The following is a 24,786-nucleotide window of genomic DNA, read 5'->3' as shown; positions in this document are numbered from 1 at the left end:
GATGAGAGTGTCGCCCATGCGATTCTGGCCCATCCCCCTCCCTCAACTAGGCATTCCAGAATTCCTTACCCGGAAGCTGTTTTGGCTGTATGCTGGATACACCTTCGTGGTCTTTTTGATCGCCTTGGCGTTTACGTTTCCCCATGATCTCCTCATTCGAAGGGCCCTCCACAGTTTAGACCGCGGCCCCCTGCCCCTGAGAGTTCAAGGCGCAGGGTTATCGGTGTGGAAAGGCTACCAGCTCACTGGGTTACGTATTGGTGGGGCAGAAGATGGGCGACCACCACTGCTCGAACTCTCCAGCGTGTGGGCGAGGCCACTTTGGTCAGAGTGGGCCCGGGGTAACGTCTACGCGGCAAAGATCGGAGCCGAACTGTACGGAGGGTTGCTTGACGGTGCACTGCAGTATCGTGAGGCCGGGCTTAATGGTGTGCTCACATGGCAGCGGGTTCAACTGGGTCGCTATCGCGCCTTACAGAGCCAGCTTGAAGAGGGCCAAATCACTGGGGCGGTCGCTGGGAATATCGCCTTTGAACTCCGTGGCACCGCGTTTCAACAAGGTCAGGCAAACGGCGAGCTGGTCGTGGACAACCTCCGGCTCAGCCAGGCGAAAATCAGCGGGTGGCCCGTGCCGGACTTAGAGTTCAAGCAGGTCAAGTCCAAGATTCGCGTCTCGCCCGGCAAGGTGGAACTCACCGATATTTCAGCCTCGGGGGACCTAATCATACAAGGCAGCGGCCAAATCACGCTACGAGAGCCATACGGCGAAAGTTTGCTCAATCTCCGCCTCACGGTTGCACCAGGCACGAGCGCCTCAGATACCGTAAAAGCGGTGCTCGCACTTCTGCCCAAACCAGCAGGGGGCAAACCCGACGCCCCTGTGACCGTATCCGGGACGCTTGCCCATCCAAAGATCCGCTAAGCGTCCGTGCAGTTTGGCTTCCGCCACCCGATTCCCCACCATTGGCGCGGGCGGCACCAGGCGATTGCGAGTCCAACCAGGAACAGCATTAGGACGCTGCCACGATCATTCTCAGCATCACCGACCACCGCGCATGCTCCCGAGTCGTCTCGATGAGCTGCAGCGTTGCCCACTGCGGAGCGGGTCGGGGTTGGAAGGCGGCTATTCACCGTGGGTGTGGGAGGAGGCAACGTAGCTGTCAGCGTAGCAGTGGAGGTTGCGGTGGGCGCCTCTGTGGGCGTCGGGAGCGGACTCATTGTGGACGACGGTGTTGCCGTCTTTGGTTGCGTTGGGCTCGGTGCGAGCACCTCCACGACCCCCAAGTCCACAATCCGGGAGCGGTTTCCTGCCTCGTCTTCTGTGCGCGCAGCAAAGTACAGTCGGCCAAAAACGCCCTCGGGAAGCCGTGCCCCGACTCTAAGCGGATTGTCGCGTCCTGCAGCCTGAGGCGGAGAAGTCAGTGGCAAAAGGGTTGCGCGTTCAAACGAGTCCGGCCCAACGACGGGTTCTAACGACGCTCGGAGCTCAATTCGTGCAGGCGCCCCACACCATGAATCGTCACCCGGTGTAGCCGGACCTGACAGGACCACTACGTTCTCACCAACAAGACTCACGCTCCCAAAAGGGGGAGCGGGCAACCATGCGTCCGTGTGGTAGTTCCCGGTACTCCAAGGATCGTGATGATATTGGCGCCACGGGATGTGACCGCAACTGCGACCTTGGGTTCGGAAGATAAAGAAGCCGCCCTCACGCGTTACCGCAGCAACTTCGAGTCGGCCATCAGCATCCAAGTCGCCAACTGCTGGTGAGCCAATGCTCCACCCTCCGGTAAACTTCGGCCACCCTGGTGCCTCCGCGCCGAAAGCGTCAACCGCGTAGAGGTCGAAAACACCACTACCCGCTATCGCCTCGGCAATACCGTCGCCCGTGATATCCGCAGCCACAGGCGCTACGAAAAATTGCAGATCGTTAACTACATGGGGGTAGCCAACGCGGAATTTTGCCACATCGGCGAGCCGTCCCTCGGACATAACGTCCCACATCGCCAAATGGTTCTCCGCCGGGAACTGGCGAGCTGGAAGATTCGCGTCCAATAACTTGCCCAGGCCAGCCGTGGGAGCCAACGCCTGAAAACCTTGCCCGGGGCCCAACATCTCGGCCAAAACGACAGCTCCCAACGCTGGGTAACTGGGACCATCAACTGCCGGAGAACCTGGCCCAAAGACATCCGCAGCCAAGGTGCGCGGGATTGTGCCCGCGGCGTTACCCAGGAACGACTCTCCGGTGGCCCGAAAAATGTACGCCGGACCAAGCATGGAAGACGCGGCCACTTCTAGTTTCCCGTCACGATCCAAATCAGCAAGCGCCGCCGGACCGTTGCTTCCGGTGCCCACGACTGGAAGCAACTCAGTGGTCAACATGGCTAACTTCACAGGCCATCCGGGCAGAAAAGCCTCAGCATTCCAACCAAAGGGAACCGGCCTGCTGCCGCGATTCGTACCGGCAGAGTCGATTGCGTACACACGCGTGTTGCCGCCTTCAAGCGCCCCACCGACTTGCAGGAAGTTTAAGACTACGTTGGTAATCACCGCGCTCATCCTTTCCCGATACGCTTCATTCACTGCGGCAACCACCTCGAGGCGTCCATCGCCGTCGAGGTCTCCCAGGGAAGGCGGAACGATAATCTTGGTCCCCATTCGCTGACCGGCCCCGGGCGCCAACTGCACCCGATTTGTCACGGGATCCACGCTCAGGACTTTCGTCGGGTCTTTCAGCAATACCGGCCAGCCTGGGACCGGGCGACCATCGGAAAACCATGCGTAAACATGACGATCCATGGCGCCGGCAATGATTTCCAGAGAACCATCCTCGGAACTATCGAGGTTGCCTAATACCGGCCCCGCAACAAAGCCTCGCGCCAACCGGTTATCAGGGTCGAGCCGGTGTATCCGATCTGGCACGAGGCGCATATCCGGCAATTGCTCCCGTTCCGATCTTAAAGGGAAGGAAAATTCGAGGTGTGTTCGCACTGGGAATCCGGGGCGCCGTTGCCCGTTCGCCTGCCAGACGTAGACCTTGCCGTACAAGTCGGCTGCGACGATTTCCACCTGCCCATCACGGTCGAGGTCGCCCACCGCCGGCATGCCAAGGATGGGCGCATGGGGAACACTCAGCTCTCCGCTGCGAAAAGCCGGTGAGTCCAGATGCACTTCCATCGGGTCCGTGTGAACCGGCCATCCCGGAGGCTCCTGCAAATCTGCACCGGTGAAGAGATGAACAGTCCCTTCGGACGTTGCCACGACAAGATCGTCTGCCCCGTCGCCCGTCACGTCGACGAACACTGGAGCCGCTGCGCCGTCGCTCCCCAACCTCTTCGGCGTGCCCGGAAACGCGTCTCGGTCACGGTGCAGAAACCAAGCACGGCGATCCTCACCGAAATTGCCGGTAGCGTCGCGAACCCGCAAGCGCACAGTGACCGTGTAACGATCCGGATCCGGCTGCCCGCCCACCGCCACGGGTGGCCCCTCCGCCCCGTGCGGCATGCGAGCCGCAAGATCGACAAGATCGATTCGACCGAGGATTCCTGCGCGAGCCCGTTCTTCTTCTCCGGTTGCCACGATGACAAAATCGGATTCCGCAGGTTGCACACCCGGCGCCACAGCCAGTTCCCAGTGGAAACCCTGAGAGCGGTTCGCCGCGACACGACCTTCAACCTCCAGACTGCCCTGGTCGGGCGAGACGATTGTGAACCACTTTGGGCTCCACAGCTCCGCCTCAGGCGGTATCCGTGCTTCGCGCACCAGTTCTACCGCGCGCCGCGCATTGATGCGCCCGTAGCCGAAATATTGATCGAAACCAGCAATGGACGGAAAACGCGCCGACTGAATGCCTTGTGGAAGGGCGAGGCTAACCTGGTAGTTCTGCGGCAAGCCAAGGTCTGGCCGAGCGTCAAAGTTAATATCATCCGCGCTTTGGATGAGGAGTTGCTTCACCTCGTTGGCCGAGAGTGCATAAGGGGCGAACTTGCCTGTATCGGTGCGATATCGTGTGAGCCGCCCCCGATCGACTTCGTTTCGTGCAGCCGACTGTACAAGCCCAGCAATACCAGACGCGAGTCCAGTTGCCTCGCTGGAACACGCGGTCGATGGCACCGCAAGCGCAATCTGAGGCCCGTAGTTGGTACACCCGTTTAGGTAAAGGTACGACTGAGGCTCCATCGTTAACCCCGCAATCGATGCGAACCGCGTGACCGAGTTCACAACGACCGTCCGCTCGTACGCCGCGGGGAAGTTGTGATGTCGGGATTCTTCGTCCGCCGCCGAGGCGATCACGACCACCCCTCTGCGATAGGCGTAGTCAATTGCTGCTTGACCGAAGCTCGAGTGGTTCAGCGTGCCGAGGGCCTCCTGGATGACCGAGGCCCCGCTGTCCACGGCAAAGAGGACTCCGCGAGCAAATGCGTTCACCTCGGCGACAAAACTATCCCCCACTCGCACCATCAACGCCATGCAATTTGGGCACGTCCCAACTGAGCCCCCATTGTTCGCCTCGGCCGTCGAGTCGTGCGCTTCACCAGTGCCATGGCCGTACTCCACCTCGTCCAACGGATCGTTGTCATCTTCGAAGAAATCCCACCCGGAGATGTCATCCACGTAGCCATTCCCGTCATCATCGCGCCCGTCTGAGAAGAGAAAGATCAAATCCTCCGGATCCAAAAGCCCGTTGCCATTCGCGTCTCCCACTCGGGAATCCTGTGGCCAGCCCCCACTGGCCTCGTAATCTCGCACGTTGAACACGCCGTCACGGTTGCGGTCCCAAGGGTCGAACTCGTTCGAAGAATTTTCCGGAATCGGAAGTTCGCCGCGATTCAAGTAGAACTTGCCCACGAGATCCGGCAGTTGCCGGTGCCAGCGAATGCCCGAATCTAAAACCGCAATCAGTACATCTGGCCGCCCCGTGGTCACTTGCCAGGCGCGGTCGACGCTGCTCCCCGTGACACCGAACAGCTCCTGCGGACTTGAGTCGATCTCGGGATTTCCAGTCTGACCACTCCCAAGCTTCCAGCTGGAGCCCCCTGTAAAATCATTGGGAACCAGAGGAGGCGTCGCCTCCGGCAAGAATAAGTAAGCGGCGAAATCACGGGCTTCGATGCAACCCTCGTCCACTTGCGAAGCACCACACGGGCGCGGATTCGCTGGATAAGGGAACTCGGCAGACAGGCGTGATCCAGACGCGAGCGAATAAGCTACCACCGCAGGCACCACCGCCCACCACCAGTCTCGTTTGGTCATACATACTCCTTCGTGGATGCGTCCGTGGCCCGTCGCCATACCAGAGGGCAGGGCAGTGGCACAACTTGTAACAAGACTTCTAGGGTAGTGGTTCTTGCCAAGCCCCTGCCTTTGCGCTTTTTCGTACAGCAATGGAGCGCTTCGTTCTTACCGCGCCGGCCGTTACGCTCGTGGAGGTGGCGTTCGTCACCCTCGCTGTTCTTTTAATCGTTTCGATGCCGCTCCTCTCACGCTTGGCGGACGCCCGCTGGCGCAGGCGTTTGGCTCGAGAGTCCCTACACCTAGAGGAACATGCTGCCATTGGTCCGGAAATGCATGGTGGTGCAGCCTCCCAGCTGGTTACCGACGATGCTGCATGGGCTTCTTGGCCAGTTAACCCCCCAACACCTTCCTTAGACCCGTGGCACCCTGACGAAGAAGCCCCGGCGCAAATAGAATTGCCATCCGCTTTGAGGGTCGAATCGGAGGTGTTGCGCACAGCCCAGCCTCCAGCCGTGCTCCCACCGCAGGGTTCTTTGGAAGCGCCCGCTCTTGGCGCCGTGCGAGAATGGCGAACTCCGGCTGCTAGCTACCAATCGTTATCCTCGCTCTTTGCACAAAATTCCCCCGGGGGTTCCTTAGAATTACGCGAGTTGCGTTTGGTGTCGCTCGCCACGTGGCCTGGACCACTCGCCGCTTGGCCAGCCGAGGTTCAAGGCGTTTGGCAGCAAGGTCTTCATGCGTACGAGAGGTGGGAGCCGTCGCTACTGGGCTTGCGTTTGCCGCTGCCCCCTGAGAGCGCAAGTTATGCGCTTGGTCGCGTTGAAAGCGATCCAGAACGCCTGCGATTGCACTTTCTGGTATTCAGTCAACTTTGGCCAACTCATCCCGACGACGCCGCGTTCGTCTGCGTCGTTGACATAGAACCTTCCCGCGGCCCCACAGCCTGGTGTGTGGCTCCCGTCATCGTGGCTTCGTAATTCGTTCGCGCTTGAGCAGCCTGAGTCTCGTACCGACTGGAAACAACGCTTGGGGCATCCGCTCTTCCAAACACGACGACTATCGGACTCGCTTCGCTGCTAAAACACCACTGAGGCTTGCGAAACTTACGGCCGCTCGCTCCTGAAACGATGCAACGGGAACGAAGGGGGTGCATTGATGCCAACAAGGTGCTGAAACATCCGGGCAAGGGCTTGCGCGCGATTTTCTTTTTCGCCTGCCTTGGGCTCATTCAAGCAACGGCCACTGCAGCCGACCAAAGTAGCGACGCCAGCCTTGCGAGGGTTCTGCAACGGGGCGTGCTTCGTTGGGGCGGGGATTTGCAAGGGGGCGAGCCTTACGTGTTCCGCGACCCCACTGATCCCACTCGCCTCCTAGGTTTCGAGGTGGAGCTCCTGGAAGCGGTGGCCAGAGAACTCGGAGTTCGGGCGGAATTTGTGCAAAACGATTGGTCAACCCTGTTGTCCTCGCTCGAACGAGGAAATTTCGATGTCGCCGTCAACGGTATCGAGGTGACGTCCCAACGCGCGAGGGCATTCGCCCTAACGCGGCCTTACGCGAGTTTCCGCGAGAGCTTGATCGTTCGGTTGGAGGACGCCTACAGGGTGCGGGGGCTTGCCGACCTCCAGGAGAAGCGCGTGGGAACGCTTGCAAACTCGCTCGCACACGAAATTCTCCGCTCCCAGACTGACGTGCGCCTCGTGCTATACGAAGGTGTGGACGAGCCGCTAACCGACTTAGAAGTCAGCCGCATCGACGCAGTCGTCATCGACGATGTGATTGCACGCCGTTACCTGCCACGTCATGCTCGCCTCGTGGAAGCGGCACAAATCGGCTCAGGCACGTATGCGATGGTTCTGCGTCCGCAAGATTCCGCATTGCAACAAGCGATCTCGCAAGCCTTGGACTCTCTAGAACAACGTGGCGAACTTCCAGCCATCCTCCGCCGCTGGGGAATCGAGCCAGCACGCGGCCTGCCGCATATCGGAGACCAAACGGCTGCTCCGATCAATTTGGCAAACCAGGCCGCGCTCTTTCTGAGAGCGGCAGCAGTTACCCTTCTGCTCTCGACTCTTGCCATGGGGGTTGCGGTCGGGTTCGGTTTTATCCTGAGCATAGCTCGAGAATACGGGAATCCATTGATTGGGGCGGTTGTACAAGGGTACGTGGAGTTGTTTCGGGGAACGCCCGTACTCCTTCAACTTTACGTGCTCTACTACGGACTCGCGCGCCTCATCGCGATCGACGCATTCACGACAGCAGTGGTGGGTCTGGGCATGAATTACGCCGCCTACGAAGCGGAATTGTACCGAGCCGGTTTTCGTGCGGTAGCCAAAGGCCAGCAAGAGGCTGCACTTGCCTTAGGAATGTCACGTTGGTTGGCCCTTCGGCGAATCCTAATGCCCCAAGCAGTGCGTGTCGCTCTGCCCGGAACGGCTAATGATTTCATCGCTTTACTGAAGGATTCGTCCATCGTCTCCGTGATCACGGTCGTTGAGCTCACCAAGCAGATGACCATCACGGCTGTCGATGTGCGGAGTTGGCTTCTCCCTGGATTGCTCTGCGCCGCGCTTTATATGGCGATGAGCCTTCCTCTTTCCCGCCTCGCGCGGCGGTTGGAGCAAAAGCTCGGAAAGGGTCAATGAGTTCGCAAAGCATCGCCCGTGCACGTGATGTTTCTGTGGCGCTCGACGGGAAGCGCATACTTGAGGGAGTTTCACTCGAGATTATGGCAGGAGAGCTCGTCGCCATCGTAGGACCCTCGGGAAGCGGCAAGACTACACTCCTGCGCACCTTCAACTACCTAACACCGCTCGCCAGCGGTGAGATCGAAGTTGCCGGAATTCGACTTCGCCCGGGCCTCTGCGAGCGCGCGGATGCAAAGCTGCTGCTGCAACTTCGCCGGACAGTTGGCATGGTTTTCCAGGATTTGCACCTGTTCCCCCACCTCACAGTTTTGCAAAACCTTATCGAGGCACCCGTTCGAGTGCGGCGGCTGGCGCCGCGTGAAGCTCGGGATCGAGCCCGCGCGGGTCTTGAACGCCTTGGTATCTCCCACCTGTCCGAGCTCTACCCTCGACAACTCTCGGGCGGAGAGCAGCAACGAGTGGCATTGTTGCGCACTCTGCTCATGGAACCGCAACTTCTGCTCCTCGATGAACCGACTTCTGCTTTGGACGCCGCCAATGTGGACCGCTTCGTGCAAGTCTTAATGGAGTTCCAGCAGCGTGGAGGTGCGACGCTAATGGTCACCCACCAACCGCAGCTTGCGCGCCAACTTGCTGCCCATGTAGCCGTTCTCAACGGCGGACGGTTGGTTCAGTTCGGCCCGCCCACGCTGCTCAACAGCGCCGTCGGTGCCGAGCCGGTTCGTTAGAAGCGTCCCGCAGCGTGCCAACTTTGGGCAATTCAAAGGCCCGGCAGAATGTGCCCTGCGGTCTACTGACAGGCCAGACGTTAGACCATCTTTTCGGTACGAAATTTTACATGCAATGCATCCGGCGAGCGGAACGCTAGTCCCACAATTTTGTCAGCAAACCTTCTGTCGTGAACGAGGTCGGGCAATCGGCCTAATAGCACCTCAAGAGCCAAGCGCGCTTCAAGACGAGCCAGGTGCGAACCAGCGCAGTAATGGCGCCCAAAACCAAACGCCAGATGCCCTTCCGTGTCGCGCGTCGGGTCAAACCTGTCGGGATCCGGGTACTTCCGTTCGTCACGATTGGCGGACCCTAAGGCAACGCTCACCAGCATTTTCCTCGGGATCACGGTGCCAGAAAGCTCAGTGTCTACCGTGGTTTCTCTCGTCACATATTGTACCGGTGACTCCCACCTCAACGTCTCCTCGATCACTTGATCCAGGGAAACGCGGCCGGCTCGCACGTCTTCGAGGACGGTGGAGTGCGTGAGTAGCGCATATAAGCAGCTCCCTAACAACCGATAGGTGGTCTCTGCGCCAGCCGGGACCAGCAAGCGGCAGAAACTGAGGATCTCATCATCCGAAAGCTGCTCGCCATCGACCCGCGCAGTGGCCAAGAGACTAATAAGATCATCCCCCGGCTCACGCCGTCGGCGCTCCAACACCGGCCGCAGGTAGTTCACAATGGCGTTGGCTGCCTCAAATGCGCGCGGAGGATCATCGGCGATACTGATGAGATCCAAAGCCCAGTGATGGAACTGTTTCGCGTCCTGCTCAGGCAGTTGCAGAAACTGCTGAGTAAAAACCCGAATTGGGAAAAGGAACGTAAACTCTTCCACCAGCTCGGCCTCACCGCGAGCAGCGAAACGGTCAATTAGTTCGTGCGCCATCGCTCGGATCGCCGTAGGGAGGGCGCCGCTCGTGAGTGTCCTCGGGGTGAGAGCGGGAGTGATCAGCCGCCGGTGCCGGATGTGCTCAATGCCATCCATCTCCAAGATGGTGCGACCAAACACCAACCCAATCCCACGAGCGTTTGCGTGGGAGGAAAAGCGCTCAGCGTCACGCAGTACCGCCATCGCGTCATCGTAGCGGGTTACCAGGTAGTGCTGACCGAAGATCCCATCCACCAACGCAACTGGCCATTCGTCGCGCAGGCGCTTGTAAACGGGGTAGGGGTTAGGGACGGGACTCATCATCGTGCCGCCGAACAACTCTACTGTAGTCGGCATGGACTTCTGACCTCCTCGCCAATTCGTACAGGTGCACTTTCAGGTCCACAAAACGTTATCCGGGGCGGCCCTCCGTTCGATGCAATTTCACCCTCGCGTCGCCTTCGTCTCAAGCAAACGTCTTAATCATACGCTTGATTGATAATCAAGCGTCCTTGGGGATAACCCCCGCTTTCGGGGTGGCGCTTCCTAAGCCAGGCGCGAGAGCAACCACCGAGCCTTGATTGTCGTCACCCGAGGGCGCGCAACTCAAGCGTGCCCTCGCGCGTTCACAACGCGTCCCTGCTCGCGAGAAGCGCCACCACGCCTGCCCCTCCACCACCGATGAGCGTTTGCAGCATGAGTGGCAGGTCTCTGGCAAAAGATTTCATTCCAGGCGAAATCGTCGGGGGTCGATGCGGAGACACTTGAGCAAGCGTGCGAAGTTGCCGCGCGACATCCCAAGGAGCCTTGCAGCTTCGGCGCAATTGCCTTGGGTCTGGCGTAGGGTTGCTTCCACCCGCTTGAGTTTTTCCACGCGTAGTTGTGCGTTGAGGCTGAGACCCACGAGACCTTGCCCCGCCTCTAAGTCCGCGAGGTGTTCGACCTGAAGGAATGGTCCCCCAGCCAACAGCACAGCTCGCTCGATCACGTATTCCAATTCTCTGACATTTCCCGGCCAATCGTAGGCCTTCAACTTCTCGAGCACTCCTGGCGCCATTCCATCAATCCGTTTGCCATATCGATCACAGCTCTTTTGGAGGAAATGCCAGGCGAGGAGGTCGATATCTCCTATTCGCTCCCGCAACGGTGGTAAGTGGATGGGCAATGCCGCAAGCCGGTGGTAAAGGTCTCGACGGAAGTCACCAAGCCGCACCGCCTCGTTAAGGTCTCGGTTGGTTGCGGCGATCACCCGCACGTCCACTTTCTTCGCCCTTGCCGAACCAACACGTTCGATCTCTCCCTCCTGAAGCACGCGCAAAAGCTTTGCTTGTATCGTAGCGGGCAAGTCTCCAACCTCGTCTAAAAACAGCACGCCGCCATCGGCCCGCTCGAAACGTCCCGGTCGTGCTTCGGTAGCACCCGTGAATGCTCCCTTTTCGTGACCGAACAACTCGCTTTCGGCCAGCTCCCGCGGAATTGCCGGGCAATTCACTGCCACCCACGGCCCACCGCGGCGGGGGCTCAGCGCATGGATCGCCCGGGCGAGGAGCTCCTTCCCAGTCCCGGTCTCGCCCGTGATCAAGATGGGGGCACGGCCAGCCGCCCATCGTTGGGCCAGAGCAAGCGCATGAAGAAACGACGAACTTTCGCCTACCAGCTCCGGAAACACCAGTGGTTTTAGTGAACCCCGACTGGAAACATCCTTACGATCTAACCGAGAAGCGCTCCACTGCGAGGAGTTCGTCTCCTCTCGATCACCACCAATTCCGGGTCCTCGCAACGCCCACCACAAACTCAGCGGCGCACAGGCAATCATCAGGTGGACAACCAGATTGTCCTCCACACAACGGCGCGCTTCCGGTGCGAGCAAGCAAACGAGGCCAACCATCCTGCCCAAAACCAACAAAGGAAGCAGCCGTATCTGACAGAACTCCTCTCGGTTCTCGCTCGGATCCAAAAACAAGTGCAACGGTAGCCAGGGAGCACAGTCAAACCGCTCCATCAACAAGTCAGCATCAGCCAGCCCCTGCACAAACCTTGAATAGGGAAGTGGAGGCAGCAAAGGCTCTCCCTCGGACCGGGGCAGCTCAACGGCGCGGAAGTTCTCGCCCTCTTGGATGTAAAACCCGATCCAGCTCAGGCGTAGCGGAGGTTCTTGACAGACACGGGCAATACTGCGAACGATCTCCAGCTCTTCCTCATCGGGGCGTTCGGCGGCGTTCCACTTGCAAACCAATTGGGCCAAGGTTCGAAGAGGATCCTGCCCCGTACCGAGAGCCGCAGTAAGGCACTGCACCCAATGGGCAATGCGCGGATGGATGAACTCACCCTGTCCCCTCGCGATTCCTTCACCTTCCTTCTTCGCATTTGGCGTGTGCATAGATACTCCTCCCGGACCTTGGATGCTTTGCAAGTGCTTTGCCAGCCGCCATGCCTCGTTTTCGTGCGTGTGTCCTGCCCACCGTGAAAACCGCACCTTTTCCGGTTCGACTCGGGACGCACCGCTAAGCCATTGATTCTACGCCACTTCTGTCGTGTTCTTCTAAAACGCCCCCGATCCACGGGCCACTACTCAAAGTGAGTGGCCCACTCACTCAGAGTGAGTGGCTCAACGACCCAAAGCCGGCTGCGATGCCAGTCCAGGGTGAATCAGAGTGAGTCGAACGAGTGCATTTTGCGAAATGATCCGAGTGCCACTTGGTCGAGGTCCGCCCTTGGGAACGGTGACCTGATCATCTCAAACCCAGGAACCGTTGCGGTTTCGCTATTCGTTCGCTAGGCGGCGAGCATCGAACTCGGACAGCGAATTCCACATGGGAATTACGAAAAGACAAAAGGAGATTTACGACTTCGTTTGTGCGTTTCTGGAACGCAACGGATACGCACCAACAATCGGTGAAATCTGTGCCGAGTTTGGGCTTTCCTCAGTTGCCACCGTGCACAAGCACCTTACAAATCTCGAACGTCGTGGTTGGATCCGGCGTCGGTCCAACTTAAGTCGATCAATCGAGCCGGTTCGCCGCGGAACCCAGGCTGGCGCAATCGAATTACCGCTCCTGGGATACGTCGCCGCGGGAGCACCAATCGAAGCCTTAGAGCAAGAGGGGACGTTTGCCGTTCCCGAATCTTTCGTACGCCGGCCCAACTGCTTTGTGCTCCGGGTTAAAGGCGACTCGATGATCGACGATGGGATTCTGGACGGGGACTATATCATCGTCGAGGAGCGGGCGAGCGCGAATAACGGTGAGACGGTTGTGGCTCTGGTCCGCGGGGAGGCCACCGTCAAACGGTTTCACGCGGAACCCGACGGAAAGATACGGCTCGTCCCTGCTCATCCAACCATGCCGCCGATCGAGGCGAGGCCCGAAGATGTACTGATCCGGGGCATCGTAATTGCCGTGCTACGTAGGTACGCGTGAGGTTGACCGAAGCTCCGGAACTGACGAGTGGCCAAGCGGCTCTTCAGCCGGCCCGCAACTCCTTGCCATCTAGCGTCGGTGTATACGTCCACATTCCCTACTGCGTGTCGAAGTGCCCGTACTGCGATTTCAACAGTGTGGCCGTGTATCGCTGGCCGGAAGACGACTACGTCAACGCTCTGATCCACGAAATTGAATTCTACAGCCAAAGCGACTGGTTCGCCGGTCACGAGGTGACTAGCGTTTACTTCGGTGGCGGTACGCCCTCCCTTTTCTCTGCGCGCTCGCTTGAACGGATCTTGCTTACGATCACCCGCTCATGGCGCTGCCAATCCGATATCGAGGTCACCGTGGAGGCCAACCCAGGGACGGTGAACAGTGCAAAGCTGCGCTCTTTTCGGGAGATCGGGATCAATCGCCTGAGCTTAGGCGTGCAATCGTTCAATGAGACACACCTGAGGCTTCTCGGTCGGGTGCATAACACCGAAGAAGCACTGCGTGCCGTCGAGGGCGCCTTTGTTGCCGGATTCGAAAATATCAACATCGATCTCATCTATGCGTTACCAGGCCAAAGTTTGTCGCAGTGGGAGGAGGACCTGCGCACGGCTTGCGCGCTCGGGCCAACCCATCTGTCCGCCTACAATCTTACTTACGAGGACGGCACTCTGTTCTACGCGCTGCGCGAACAAGGCCGTCTTGTCCCGCTTGACGAGGACATCGAAGCCGCGATGTTTCTTCTGGGTGAGGAGCTGCTTCACGAGCACGGATACACCCGTTACGAAATCTCCAACTATGCGCAGTCTGGTTTCGTTTGCCGTCATAACTTGAAGTACTGGAGCTCGGAACCTTACGTCGGCGTTGGGGCGGGCGCCCACGGTTTCTCACCCGTGGGGGGCAATCTTGGATGGGGGGTTCGCTGGGCCAACGAACGGAGCCCGCGACGTTACATGGAGCAGGTTCACGACCAGGGCCACGCCCGGGTCTCGCTCGAGTCACTCGATTACCGCCGCGCTGCGGGCGAGTTTATGTTTCTTGCCTTGCGTCGCGCTGACGGGGTAGACGCTCGGGCGTTCTCTCGCCGATTTCGGGCAAACGCCGAAGCGTTGTTCCCAGTCGTCAGTACTCTGTTGGAGCAGGGCCTCCTAGAAACCACTGCATCCGGGTGGCGGTTGTCTCCCCGGGGCACCTTGCTTGCTGACTCTGTTTTTGCCGAGTTCTGCTGATGATTGCCGAGCCCACCGATGCACAGGCACTCTTACAAAGAACGGCGCGCCGCGCTGTACACCGCTAATGCAAACGTTCCAGCGAGAAACACGCCTGTCACCAAAAGACCGATTCCCAGCGCCGGGAGGTCAGTACTGGCACCTAACTGTCCCCAGTAAAGGCTCCGTCTCAATGCGGCGACTCCATACATGAGCGGGTTTGCCACCATCAGCCAGGAAATTAGGCGCGGTGCACCGGTAATCGGAAACACCGCTCCCGAGAGAAACCACAAGGGCAATAATAGGATGTTCATCACTGCGTGAAAGCCCTGCGTGGAATCCATCCGCCACGCAATGCTCAAACCCAGTCCACTCAAAGCCACCGCCAGGGCCAACATCACCACGAGCGTCAGAAGCAACTGACCGACGCTCGGGTGGATCCCCACGAGCGGCGAGAAGCATAACATCAGCGTGCCCTGAAGCGTGGCTAGAGTGGCCGCACCAAGTACCTGCCCCAACACAACCGCGGCCCGCGACACCGGCGCAACCAGGACCCCTTGCAGGAACCCCGATTTTCGGTCCTCCACAGTCGAGATCGTCGCAAAGATCGCGGTGAACAGGAGAACCAACACGATGGTGCCCGGGTAAAAATATTCCACATATGAAAACTCGCTGAGCCCGGATGGCTTAAACGACGCATTCAGCCCGCCCCCGAGCAACAGCCAAAAAACCAATGGCTGCAGTAGTGCCCCGGTCACCCGGCTCCTCTGCCGGACGAAGCGCACCATTTCACGCCACCAAAGCCCCCAAACGGGAAGTAGCCAGCGGACCATCGATCAATCCCGCTCAAACAGACTCGGCCACCCAGAACCGTTGCCCCGTATGGTGGACAAACACGTCCTCCAGTGTGGGGCGCCCGTATGAGATCAAGGAGATGGCGTCGCCAAAGCGCGCTACAAGCTTGGGAACCCATTCATGTGCCTTCGGGCATTCGATCCGCACGATCCCGTCAATCACGCGCGCTCCAAGCTGGAACTCTCGTTCGATTGCCTCCGCCAACTTGGCTGGTTGCTCGCCGCGGATCACAAGCACGTCTCCACCCACTTCAGCTTTAAGGGCAGCGGGCGACCCTAACGCTACGAGCCTTCCGCGATGCAAGATGGCCACGCGATCACATCGGTCGGCCTCTTCGATAAAGTGGGTGGTGAAGACAACCGTGAGGCCATCGCGCTCCTGCAATTCCCGTAATAGAAGGAAGAAGTCCCGGCGTGCGCCCGGATCCAACCCGGTGCTCGGTTCGTCCAGCAAAAGCAATGGTGGCCGATGCAGTAAACACTTCGCGAGCTCGACACGGCGCTGCAATCCACCGGACAAGCGCTCGACCAACTCGCCCATGCGATCCCCTAAACCAAAACGATCGAGCAGTTCGCGCGCATGCTCGACCGTCTCCGCTCCGGCACAGCCGTACAGCCGAGCATGAGCCACAAGATTTTCCCAAACCGTAAGTTTGGGATCTAGGCTCGGTTGCTGAAATACTACTCCGATATATCTCCGTATCCTTCCAGGCTCCTCAAGCGACGCATCGAACGCCCTCACGGCGCCAGCCGTCGGACGAATCAGCGTCGAGAGAATACGGAATAGCGTCGTCTTACCGCCGCCGTTTGGGCCCAGTAAGGCAAAGATTTCCCCACGCCGGACCTCGAAAGATACCTCCTGCAAAGCCACTCTCTCCCCGTATCGATGGGTAAGCGATTGCACCGCCAGCGCACTTTCAAGGGGAAACCCACGGACAAGCTCAGCAGGACGCAAAGCGCTTACCTCCAGCATGGCTCTGCCCTTGTAGCGATCTCTTTCTCCCTTGCCACGTTGTCCGATGGTCCGCTCATGTGCTATGCGCGGTCTCGCCTTGGAGGGATGCGGATGGAGAGAATTTGGTCGGGGAGGGCGCTTTCGATCGGGCTGCTATCGGCCGCATTTGCGTATCTTATCGCCGCAGGTTGCCCGAGGGAGGTGCTTTCTCTGCCCGTACGGGTGAGTCAGCCAAGTGCTGGTGGTGCGCTCGATGCAGACATTCTTTTTGCACGCCCAAATGGTAACGGGAGCGTCGTTCTGTTGCTGACCGCCGCAAGTAACTTGGTGGAGGGGGACCGCAACGGGAAGAGCGACGTCTATGTTGTCGACGCAAACACTCTCGCTGCAGAGCGGATCAGCGTCTCCTTTTTAGGCAGGGACGCCAACGACGGAAGCTTTCCGGGGGTTCTCGCCGACGATGGGTTACTTGTTGTTTTTGGATCGGCTGCAACCAACCTCGTCACCGGCGACTTTAACCACACGCCCGATTTGTTTTTGTTCGACCGAACTACGCGCCGTACCTTCCCGCTAACGCTAGCCAACGAAGGACTGGGTGGCGGCACCGTGCCAGACCTGCCTCCAGCGGTTTCCCCAGATGCGCGTTGGATTGCGTTTGCGTCGCAAGCCGATGACCTTGTAGAGAATGACCGCAATGAAGCAAGTGACGTATTTGTGCTGGACCGTGAGTCCGGCACACTCACAGTGATGACGATGACCGCTCTTGGGGCAACCGAAGTCCGCACCGCAAATGGAGCAAGTGCAGGTCCCGCGATTAGTACGGACGGCTGTGTCGTTGCGTTTTTTTCCGATGCCACCAACCTCGTAGAACGAGATCGGAACGAAGCACGCGACGTTTTCGTGCGCGACCGCTGCAATAACTCCATCGAGCGGGCAAGCGTGGCCAGTGACGGCAGCGAAGCCAACGGCCCGAGCCAAGCAGAGCTGGCTACCCTGGCGCTGAGCGGCGATGGACGCTTTGTCGCCTTTGCGTCGCGCGCCACGAATCTGGACGGAGATACTGGCGGGCGCTCACAGGTTTTCATCCGCGATCGTCTCCAAGGAACGACTCGACTCGGGAGCCGTAACCAAGCTGGAGACGTGGCGAATGCGCCCTCTGTAGCGCCGGCATTAGACCGCGATGGACGCTTTCTGGTCTTTCAGTCCAGTGCGTCCAATCTGTCCACTGATGACCCTTGGCCCGGTGAGGATGTCTTCGTTGTCGACCTGACGGATGGCGAAGTTCAGCTCGTCAGCAAACCCAGCGACGGTGGTAGTGCCGATGGCGATAGTTTTTCGCCAAGTATTTCCGCAGATGGTAGCCACATCGTTTTTCTTTCCAAGGCGCGGTTAATTCCCACTGACACGGACTCGCGCATCGATGCCTATCTCGTGGCAAACCCGATGTTCGGCAAGCCACCTGCGGGCGGCACGCCCACCCCCACGCCAGACGAGGAACCAACCGCAACGCCTTCGAGCACGGCAACGTGGAGTCCGTCGGCAACAGCGGTAACGCCGACGGAGCCAAGTCCCACATCGACTTCTGTCCCTCCGACGGTGACGGGGACACCGAGTTCCACGTCGAGCCCTACACCACCGTCTCCGACGAACACTGTAAATCCCACCTCCGCGGCCACTGCTACTTCAACCACAGCGGCACCGACGCCGTCTCCCACGCGTCCTGCGGGGGGCGGTGGTGACGGATGCAGTTGCCGGGTCGACCCCAATACCGGGAAACCCGCTCCTGCACCGATCTCCCCGTTGGTCTTGTTACCCGTGGCCTTGCTTGCGTGGCGGAGACGTTTGCGGCAACGATGACGGCGCCCACTGCGCGAGATGTGGCTGAGCTTCTCGCTGAGATTGCCGCCCTGCGATTCGGTCGCTTCCGACTGAAAGACGGCCGCGAGTCGCCGTACTACGTCGATCTACGTGGCATCGTTGGTTTTCCAAGAGCACTGCGAAAGGTGGGCGAGTGGCTCGCAGCCGCGGCAGCCCCGATCGCCTATGACCATATCGCTGGTGTCCCGTACGCTGGCATCCCCCTTGGGGTCTCCATGAGCCTGGCAGCGGAAAAGTCATTGGTATACGCCCGCAAAGAAGCGAAGAGTTACGGTACTGAGCGAACGGTCGAAGGTCGCTTTCAAGCCGGTGAGCGCGCGCTAGTGGTCGACGATGTCCTTACGAGCGGTGGTGCTAAGTTCGAGGCCCTTGCCCCGTTGCGCCAGGCTGGACTCGTGGTCACCGACGTCCTCGTGGTGGTGGATCGGGAAGAACAGGGCAGGGTGGCTTTGCAGCAAGTGGGGGTGACGAGCCACCACCTAATAACCATCTCCGAACTACTCCGAGAGTTTTTGGAGATGGGCCTCGTCACCGCCGCCGACTACGAATCGGCCCGGCGCTTCCTAATGAAATCATGAAGGTTCCGCTCCGGTCACAGACACGCAGCCACCCGCGCACGGTTCCGCTCAGGAAGCTCCAAACACGTTATCGGGATCTCAGACTCACGGTAGAACATCACCGCGGTCCGCTGACAGCCGTGGCCCTGAGCATACGAGCAGGCGCACGCTTCGATGGGCGGCACCCCGGGCTGGCTCATGCAGCGGAACATATGCTGTTCCAGCGAACAAGAAACCTCGACTACCGACGCCTCACGGAGCTAGCCGCTGATCTGGGTGGACATCACAATGCGGTAACACGTTACGAGACCATCACGCTCATCATCGAGTGTTTCAATGAAGACGTCGAAAAGGCGCTGTGGCTTTTGTCAGAGCAGTACTACCACGCTGCTATCGAGGAGGAGCGCTGGGAAGTAGAGCGGCGCGTAGTGATGGATGAGCTCCGCGGCTTTGAAAGTGACCCTGTGCAATTGCTCGAGGAAACTGCATTCTGCCGGTTCTTCCGCGGAGCACTGGCTCATCCGATCGCGGGCACCGCACGCTCTCTGAAGAAGCTGAGTGCACAACACATTCGCGATTTCCTGGGACAACATTTCGTCCACGGTGCAACGTCGCTCGGTGTAGCCGGCGGCATCGAGCCGGATAGGATTCTGAAGTTGGCCGAGAAATTTTTCTGCGGGGGCCCCAAGCCGATCCCCAAACCGCCTCCGGTAGAACCCGGCCGAGTTGTGGTCCTGCGCCGCCACGAGCAAGGGACGGTCGGTTATGTCACCTTGCTCCTCGAGGCACCGGCGGCACCGCGCGATTTTTTTGCAGCTGCAGTGGCTCTCGAGGTACTCGGCGACGGGCCAGACACAAGACTGTTCCAAGAAATTCGCGGGCGACTCGGCCTCGGGTACACTGTGGATACGGGCTCCATGTGGGGACCTGACTGGGCGGTGTTTGTCATCGGTGCGAGTTGCCCACCAGATCAGGTGAAACTCTTGCGCAAGACCATCGAGTCCATCTGCGCGGATGCCGCTGCATGGGGGTTCGACAAGTCCGAGATCGAACGGGCGCGGAAGAAGCTCAAGTTCAATTACGCTCTCCTCGGGAACAGTCTCTTCGATCGCGCGATCGCCCTCGCCGAAGATTGCGTGCTGGGTTTCCCCCTTCCCGAAGAAGCAGAGGACATGATCTCCGGGTTCACCGATGAAGAGGTCGAAGACGCCTGGCGGCAAGTTTGGTTGGGCCGCAAACTGGCCGCACTGCTGACCTAGGAGGCCGTCTGCGCCTGCCGGTGGTGAGGTCAGCCATCATGTCGGGAACCATCCCTAGTGCCCTACACGCCTTTCTCGTGAGCCACACGCACTGGGATCGCGAGTGGTACCGGACTTTTCAGGAGTTCCGTGCGCGCCTCGTCGATGCCGTTGACCGCCTTCTTGCTCTCCTTGCCGCTGATTCCGAGTATCGCTTCGTTCTGGATGGCCAAGCAATTATCGTGGAAGACTACCTCGCTATCCGGCCGGAGCGCCGAATAGATCTTCGCCGATTTTGCCGCGAGGGTAGATTGGCCCTGGGGCCCTGGTACGTGCAGCCAGATTCTTTCTTGCCCGCTGGGGAGACGCACGTTCGCAACTTGCTGTTCGGTATGCGGCTCGCTGAACAGTTCGGAGCGTCTTCGCGCGTGGCCTACACTCCGGACTCGTTCGGTCACCCAGCGCAGTTTCCGCAGCTCTTTGCCGGCTTCGGCCTCAAGCTTTTTGTTTACTGGCGTGGGAACGGCGACGAGCTCGACTCCCTCCCGCCCACGTTCCTTTGGGTGGCACCCGATGGGAGCGCGCTGCCAGCCCACCACCTGCGCAAAGGATACTTCAACGCCGCTGGTTTGCCCCGTGATCCACACGCAGCCGCACGGTTTTTACAATCCGTCGTCAAAGATCTCTGTGAATCCAGCCGTGACCCGGTCGTGCTCTTAATGCACGGCATTGACCACGCCTTCCCTCAGCCCCACACTGGCGAAGTCGCTCGCGTCCTTTCCATTTTGAGTGGCGTGCGAGTGACGCGGGCGACACTTGACGAATTTGCTGACGCTCTTCCAACCCCGACAACTGCTTATTCGGGCGAGCTCCGCGGAGCCCGAATCGCGAATTTGCTGCCAGGGGTTTGGTCGAGCCGGATGCACGCCAAAGCGGAAAATCGCCGGTGTGAATCGCTTCTTCTCCATTGGTTGGAGCCATGGGCTGCACTCACATTGGCGATCACTGGCCACGACGAGCGGGCCGCGCTGAACCAGGCTTGGTCGGCCCTCCTCCAAAATCAAGCCCACGATTCTATAGGAGGCTGCTCGCAAGACCGCGTCCATGACCAGATGGCAGCGCGATTCGACGTCGCTCGAGAACTGGCCGAAGAGACCACGCGGCGCATTCTAGACCGGCTGGCAGGCCTGGACGAGCGCCGGGAAACACCTCCGAGAGAGCCTTGGTCCGTTTACGTTTTCAACCCGTCGCCGTATCCGCGAACGGAGATTGTTCGACTGCCGATCGATCCCCATCCCTGGTTTGGATTCGGCGAGGATGCTGAGCGTAATTTTTCCCTACATCCCCTGCTCATGGCGACGGGGGTAGGCAGAGGCTTCGTGATCGACAACACTCCTGCGCGAGTTGTCGAGGACCACGAAGCCCCCCGCATGCGCCTCGACCTAAGCCGTCCGCCACAGGCGATCGAGTTTGTTGCGCGCAATGTTCCTCCATTTGGATGCCTCAAGTTGCCATTGCACACGGAGGATCAACCCGCGACGGAATCGTGCGACGAAGGGACGGAAATTCGTAACGAGTTCCTGCGGGTCCAGGCAACAACCACCGGAACTTTCGACCTAGAATTCGTTGCAAGCGGCAGCCGCTATGTCGGGCTTGCCAACTGGGAAGATTTGGGCGACCGCGGTGATACGTACGACTTCGATCCGGTCCCGGGTATGGCCCAACTGGACGGCGTAGCCTTTCGCCGAACGCACCACCCGAGCGGGATCCAAACATTACGGATCGAACGGAAACTACGGGTCCCGAGCGGGTTAAAGGCGTCGCGCGAAGAGCGCTGCGACGAAACGGTTACGTTGCCTCTCGTTCTAGAACTTTGCGTGGCTCCCGGCATTCCGCGCCTTGACATCGAGGTCACCGTCTTCAACACGGCAAAAGACCACCGGCTCAGGCTTTTATTCCCCACAGGCCAGCCAGCTTCGGCGTTCGCCGCTGCGACCACGTTCGACATCGCAACCCGCTCCACCAAGGTCAAAGAAAAGCCCGATTGGGTCCACCCACCGCCGCGAACATTTCCCCATCATGGCTTCGTCAGCGTGAACGGGCTCACAGTAACTGCGCCGGAACTCCCTGAGGCCGAAGTGACCCCAGATGGCACGATTGCCATCACCCTTCTCCGTTCGGTTGGCTGGCTCGCTTTGCCTGGCCTGAAGACCCGAGCAGAACTGGCTGGGCCGATTATTGCCACCCCGCAAGCCCAGTGTTCTGGCCGTTTCCAAACCCGCATCGCGCTCAGCGAAGGTGTGGATGCGCACACGGTTCGCGACCTCAGCGCCGGGCTTTGGGCTGTGATCGGCGGCGAAAGTCCGATCCTTCACGGCGGTGAGTCGCTCCTTTCGATCGAGCCTCGCGACGTAGTCCTGAGCGCACTGCTCCCCGCGTTGCGTGGCCGCGCTTTGTGGTTGCGGTTGTTGAACCCCTGGGACCGTGAACTCACCGCCTCAGTCCGCTTCGGCTTCCGGATCAAAAAAGTCCACAGCATACGACTCGACGGTCGGCGGACACGCGAGCCCTTCGCTTTTCAGGATGGCCGGCTGCAGTGCCAATTGAAACCTCACCAGCTTCGGTCTTTCGCGCTGCTCCCGGATCAACCGCAGGGATAGGGGAGCCCAAATTTTGACTGCGGCGCCCCTTTCCCGTGGGCATCGGACGAATCTCACCTGAGGCCACGGCTCAAGGCAATGTGGTGACTCTCAACGCAGCCGGAACGACTTCCACGGCGACGTCCGTCGTACCCGGTTGTTCCCCGTCCATCTCAAAGGGCAAGGGCTCTGCGCTGCGGACCAACACCCGTTTTCCCCTTGCATGAGTAACCGCGGGATGCCCCAAATGGCGGCCGTGAAAGACGCGCGGTAGCAGCGACATCAAGAGATGCAGGCGCGAGACTTCTCGCAGCACGAGGACCTCAAGCAAGCCGTCACTGGGATCGGCCATTGGTGCCATCCGCATCCCACCAGCATGAAAACGCCCATTGGCGATGAGAACCATCTCGGTCGGGCCGTTCGTGACTGGCGTGCCGTCCACTTCCACGACGGCATTGGCGCACCGGAACGACCAAAGAGCGCGCACGGCACCCGCCACGTAAGTCCACAGCCCACCGAGCAGTTTCCGCGAACGATTTACCGCTGCAGCGGCTGCAGCACCGAGCCCTACATCCGCGGCGTTGACGAAATAGCGCGAGGCCTGCCTACCGTCTTGAGCAAACGCCGCTTGACAGGCATCGATCGAGCAGACCCGACCATGCGAAAGGGCCGCAAACGCATCCTGAAGGGAATGGATTCCGACGCTGCGCGCAAAATCGTGGCCCGTGCCTGAGGGAATCACCGACAGCACTGCTTCGGTGACCAGTGGGGTTCCCGAGGACAAAAACCCGTTGGCAACCTCATTCACGGTACCGTCGCCTCCGACAGCAACCACACGCCGTACCCCGCTACGCAGCCACTCTTTCACCTTTTCCGTCGCAGCACCAGGAGCCTCGCTGAAATGAGCGCGCACGCGGAATCCGAGTCGTTGAAGCTCAGCAGCAATTCCCGGCCACCGACGCGCTGTTCGCCCTGCACCAGCTACAGGGTTGACCAGCACAAACAACTCCCTGATCAGCGTCTGTTCCGTCGCCACTCGCTCCGGTCCTCCTCGTCCCGCCGCCTTACTACTCAACGTCGCCAAAAGACGCTACCCGCCGCCCCCCGCCGGGTAACCCGCGCGTCTTGTTGCTGATTGACAACAACGTTGCTTATCGGGCAGAATCCAGCGCGTGAACAGACACGCCCACAAAAGAGCACGAGAAGAACGGCTTCGAACCTCCCTGCGGCAAGCTGCGGAAAAATTCCGGCGCGCCCGCGAGGAAGCTGGGCTCACATTGCGAGAGCTGGGTGAAAAGGCCGGGCTTGCGCCAAGCACGATCCTGAAGATCGAAAACAGCAAGCTCGTTCCATCATTGGCCGTTTGTATCCGCCTGGCGGAAGCACTCGGCCGCCCGATTAGTTACTTTGCAGAGCTCGACGAGCCCCCATGCGACCTCCGTTTTACCTCGCGGGGCCAAGGGCGCGTGAGCGAGATCAAGGGAGCCCCGATTGTCATCGAGCACATAGCCGAACGCCTCGTGAACCCCAGAATGGAAGGCTTCCTCATTCGGTTGGGTCGCGGAGCGAAAAGCGGTCAAGAGGTGCCGATCTCGTACCACGGCGAGGAGATTGTCATAGGCTTGAAAGGCCGGATTCGTTTCGAGATTCGCGGGCAAGAATATCTGCTCGGGCCCGGCGATGTGCTCCATTTTAAAGGCGACATTCCACACTTTTGGGAAAACGCAGCGCAGACGGAATCCGAGATGTACATGATTTGCTCCTTTTCCTACCAGCGTTAGGCCGCCGATGTTCGAGTTTGGCTTAGAGGCCGAAGAACAACTGATCCGCGATATCGCACATCAGTTCGCACGCGATGTTCTGCGTCCATCGGCGCGCGGCCACGAACGAAAGGGCCTGCCCCAAGAGGTGTTCAGCCAATATCTTGATTTGGGATTTGCTGACATGGAGCTACCGGAATCGCTCGGTGGCGGTGGGCGGGGGTTGTTCAGCAAGGTCGTGGCACTCGAGGAGTTCGCTTGGGGCGACCCCGGTTCCACCCTCACGCTGGAAAATCTTGCTTGGCTTCTGCCCATGTTCGACGGCCTTCCCCGTCGCGACGTAGAGCGTATCGTCGCGCGCTTCCGCGAACAGCCAGAAACGAGAGTGTGCTGCGTGGACGGGCGACCCCTCGCCATCGAAGAGAGGGGTGGAACGATCAGCGCCACTGTACCGTACTGCCCAGCCAGCCATCATACGTGCTCTTTCGCACCGCGAACGGGATTTTTGTTCTTGGTCCTAATCAGTTTCATGTCGCGCCTACCGAAGCCGCCGGAGTCGAAGCTGCTGGGGCTTCTACCCTGACGCTGCAGGAGGCGCGCGCTGATTGGCAAGTTGCCGAGGTGAAAGCGATCGAGCGTGTCTGGGCACGGATCCGCATCGGACTAGCGGCGATCCTGGTCGGCGTATCCCGTGCCGCCCACGAGTATGCTCTCGACTACACGTGCACCCGTAAGGTGTTCGGGCGCCCTATCGCGCAACATTAA

The 24,786-nt window shown here is 59.7% G+C and carries 18 protein-coding genes; 12 read left to right on the top strand and 6 right to left on the bottom strand.

Features of this window, described 5'->3' with window-relative positions:
• Positions 1-16: 16 nt before the first annotated feature.
• Complete coding sequence (gspN, locus tag N3C12_03535; protein MCX8071512.1) at positions 17-922, top strand: type II secretion system protein GspN; 906 nt, start codon at positions 17-19, stop codon at positions 920-922.
• Here gspN and N3C12_03530 read toward each other — a convergent pair.
• Positions 919-5,253, bottom strand: coding sequence for a S8 family serine peptidase (locus tag N3C12_03530; protein MCX8071511.1), 4,335 nt, complete (start codon positions 5,251-5,253; stop codon positions 919-921). The genes gspN and N3C12_03530 overlap by 4 nt on opposite strands.
• 1,148 nt (positions 5,254-6,401) lie before the next feature.
• On the opposite strand from N3C12_03530, the gene N3C12_03525 reads away from it, so the two are divergent.
• Together N3C12_03525 and N3C12_03520 are read left to right on the top strand one after the other, a co-directional pair.
• Positions 6,402-7,877, top strand: a complete 1,476-nt coding sequence (locus N3C12_03525) for an ABC transporter substrate-binding protein/permease (protein MCX8071510.1) — start codon at positions 6,402-6,404, stop codon at positions 7,875-7,877.
• A complete protein-coding gene (locus tag N3C12_03520) occupies positions 7,874-8,608 on the top strand; it encodes an ATP-binding cassette domain-containing protein (protein ID MCX8071509.1) in 735 nt (244 codons plus the stop codon). The genes N3C12_03525 and N3C12_03520 overlap by 4 nt, the downstream gene beginning before the upstream one ends.
• 80 nt (positions 8,609-8,688) lie before the next feature.
• Here the strand turns inward: N3C12_03520 and N3C12_03515 are convergent, their stop codons facing one another.
• Positions 8,689-9,876, bottom strand: a complete 1,188-nt coding sequence (locus N3C12_03515) for a cytochrome P450 (GenBank protein MCX8071508.1) — start codon at positions 9,874-9,876, stop codon at positions 8,689-8,691.
• Positions 9,877-10,243: 367 nt separating this feature from the next.
• The gene (locus N3C12_03510; GenBank protein MCX8071507.1) at positions 10,244-11,899 is read right to left on the bottom strand and encodes a sigma-54 dependent transcriptional regulator; all 1,656 of its coding nucleotides are present in this window, start codon (positions 11,897-11,899) and stop codon (positions 10,244-10,246) included.
• 433 nt (positions 11,900-12,332) lie between these two features.
• Here N3C12_03510 and lexA point away from each other — a divergent pair, with 433 nt between their 5' ends.
• Together lexA and hemW are read left to right on the top strand one after the other, a co-directional pair.
• Positions 12,333-12,938 carry a transcriptional repressor LexA gene (gene lexA, locus N3C12_03505; protein ID MCX8071506.1) on the top strand — a complete coding sequence of 202 codons (606 nt, stop codon included), beginning with the start codon at positions 12,333-12,335 and terminating at the stop codon, positions 12,936-12,938.
• A complete protein-coding gene (hemW, locus tag N3C12_03500) occupies positions 12,935-14,161 on the top strand; it encodes a radical SAM family heme chaperone HemW (protein ID MCX8071505.1) in 1,227 nt (408 codons plus the stop codon). The genes lexA and hemW overlap by 4 nt, the downstream gene beginning before the upstream one ends.
• A 32-nt stretch (positions 14,162-14,193) precedes the next feature.
• On the opposite strand, the gene N3C12_03495 is transcribed toward hemW, so the two are convergent.
• Together N3C12_03495 and N3C12_03490 are read right to left on the bottom strand one after the other, a co-directional pair.
• A complete protein-coding gene (locus N3C12_03495; GenBank protein MCX8071504.1) occupies positions 14,194-14,973 on the bottom strand; it encodes an ABC transporter permease in 780 nt (259 codons plus the stop codon).
• A 13-nt stretch (positions 14,974-14,986) separates the two neighbouring features.
• Positions 14,987-15,967, bottom strand: coding sequence for an ATP-binding cassette domain-containing protein (locus N3C12_03490; protein ID MCX8071503.1), 981 nt, complete (start codon positions 15,965-15,967; stop codon positions 14,987-14,989).
• Positions 15,968-16,060: 93 nt separating this feature from the next.
• Here N3C12_03490 and N3C12_03485 point away from each other — a divergent pair, with 93 nt between their 5' ends.
• Genes N3C12_03485 through N3C12_03470 form a run of 4 tightly spaced genes read left to right on the top strand, consistent with a single transcriptional unit; the run spans position 16,061 to position 22,282 of the window.
• Positions 16,061-17,806, top strand: coding sequence for a hypothetical protein (locus tag N3C12_03485; GenBank protein MCX8071502.1), 1,746 nt, complete (start codon positions 16,061-16,063; stop codon positions 17,804-17,806).
• Positions 17,803-18,405 (top strand): orotate phosphoribosyltransferase, encoded by a 603-nt coding sequence (pyrE, locus tag N3C12_03480; protein MCX8071501.1) that lies wholly within the window; start codon positions 17,803-17,805, stop codon positions 18,403-18,405. The genes N3C12_03485 and pyrE overlap by 4 nt, the downstream gene beginning before the upstream one ends.
• A complete protein-coding gene (locus tag N3C12_03475; GenBank protein MCX8071500.1) occupies positions 18,402-19,643 on the top strand; it encodes an insulinase family protein in 1,242 nt (413 codons plus the stop codon). The genes pyrE and N3C12_03475 overlap by 4 nt, the downstream gene beginning before the upstream one ends.
• Positions 19,644-19,681: 38 nt before the next feature.
• On the top strand, positions 19,682-22,282 hold the full coding sequence (locus N3C12_03470) for a hypothetical protein (GenBank protein ID MCX8071499.1): 2,601 nt from the start codon (positions 19,682-19,684) through the stop codon (positions 22,280-22,282).
• Between the two features lie 70 nt (positions 22,283-22,352).
• Here N3C12_03470 and N3C12_03465 read toward each other — a convergent pair whose 3' ends face one another.
• The gene (locus tag N3C12_03465; GenBank protein MCX8071498.1) at positions 22,353-23,297 is read right to left on the bottom strand and encodes a diacylglycerol kinase family lipid kinase; all 945 of its coding nucleotides are present in this window, start codon (positions 23,295-23,297) and stop codon (positions 22,353-22,355) included.
• A gap of 136 nt (positions 23,298-23,433) precedes the next feature.
• Between N3C12_03465 and N3C12_03460 the strand changes: the two genes are divergently transcribed.
• Genes N3C12_03460 through N3C12_03450 form a run of 3 tightly spaced genes read left to right on the top strand, consistent with a single transcriptional unit; the run spans position 23,434 to position 24,786 of the window.
• On the top strand, positions 23,434-24,042 hold the full coding sequence (locus N3C12_03460) for an XRE family transcriptional regulator (protein ID MCX8071497.1): 609 nt from the start codon (positions 23,434-23,436) through the stop codon (positions 24,040-24,042).
• A 7-nt stretch (positions 24,043-24,049) separates the two neighbouring features.
• Positions 24,050-24,604, top strand: a complete 555-nt coding sequence (locus N3C12_03455; protein ID MCX8071496.1) for an acyl-CoA dehydrogenase family protein — start codon at positions 24,050-24,052, stop codon at positions 24,602-24,604.
• 38 nt (positions 24,605-24,642) lie between these two features.
• Positions 24,643-24,786, top strand: a complete 144-nt coding sequence (locus tag N3C12_03450) for an acyl-CoA dehydrogenase family protein (GenBank protein MCX8071495.1) — start codon at positions 24,643-24,645, stop codon at positions 24,784-24,786.

This window comes from Candidatus Binatia bacterium, from assembly GCA_026415395.1.
GTDB lineage: Bacteria > Desulfobacterota > Binatia > HRBIN30 > HRBIN30 > HRBIN30.
Note: the sequence above shows the minus strand (reverse complement) of the source record. Positions and strands in the feature narration are given on the sequence as shown.